The organism is Mucilaginibacter hurinus (genome assembly GCF_003324525.1).
GTDB lineage: Bacteria > Bacteroidota > Bacteroidia > Sphingobacteriales > Sphingobacteriaceae > Mucilaginibacter > Mucilaginibacter hurinus.
The window spans coordinates 1-960 of record NZ_QGDC01000016.1; the positions used below are offsets into that span (position 1 = coordinate 1).

The 960-nt window shown below is 40.4% G+C and carries 1 protein-coding gene; it reads right to left on the bottom strand.

All coding sequences use genetic code 11. The features are described from left to right. Positions 1-39 precede the first annotated feature (39 nt). Positions 40-960: integrase core domain-containing protein (locus DJ568_RS17025; RefSeq protein ID WP_147238786.1), on the bottom strand; the 921-nt coding region annotated here is incomplete at its 5' end.

Below are 960 nucleotides of genomic sequence, written 5' to 3' on the forward strand. Positions count from 1 at the left end.
TGTAAGGGTTTATTAATTTGGTAATAGAATTAGGTGTTTTTATTTGTTGTTTAGGGAGACCATATCGATAGGTTTTTTGCCATTAATGCCCTGATGTGGTCTTTCCCAATTATAGTAAACAAGATATTTGAGCAGTTCATCTTCGAGTTCCTGTAAAGTATCGAAGTCTGTATCTTCTATAAGATCTTCTTTTAAAGTACGCCAGAATCGCTCTACCTTTCCATTAGTTTGCGGACGGTAAGGCTGCATGTAACGGCGCTTGATTCCTGTTTCTATCAGCATCCTTTCGAAAGGATGATTATGTTTTTGCAAGCTTGCAGATGTACCGAATTCCGGGCCGTTGTCGGCTATCATTTCTTCGAACTGTATACCGAATTCTCTTTTGAGTGCCTGCATACAATGCATAGCAGTAAACATAGTTGTTAATGCGGTGATATCTGTCATCACCTGTGCCCAGGCCAGACGGGAATAGTCATCAATGACACAAAGGAGGTAGAGTTTTCTGTTTTGTCCTCTGATCACGCTCTTACTTAAATGATGGCAATCAATATGTCCTAATTGACCCATACGTTCTTTGATGATGGTTCGCTTTACTTCTTTATCAGCTATTGTCAAACGGTTCTTATGGTATCGTTTTAGTATATTATATACACCCGAAGGGGATGGCTTAAAGTTATCTGATTTTTGTTTAAGCTGATCTGCTATCTCAAACTTATTGCATCCACGTTGGCGAAGATCCAGCACTTTTTGTTCATCTCCGGGATCTGGTCGGCGTGTAGTATATCTTGGACCACGCTTGGCTGGCAGAAGATCCAGGTCATTGCCTGACTGTTTAAAGCGATTATAATACTTCAGAAAGCTCCTCGGATCAGTATCATGTGCTGAATAGAAATCTTTGGCAAACCTAAAAGTAGGGTGCTCTCCTCGCTTTACCTGCTCATACTCACTAATAAGAAAACG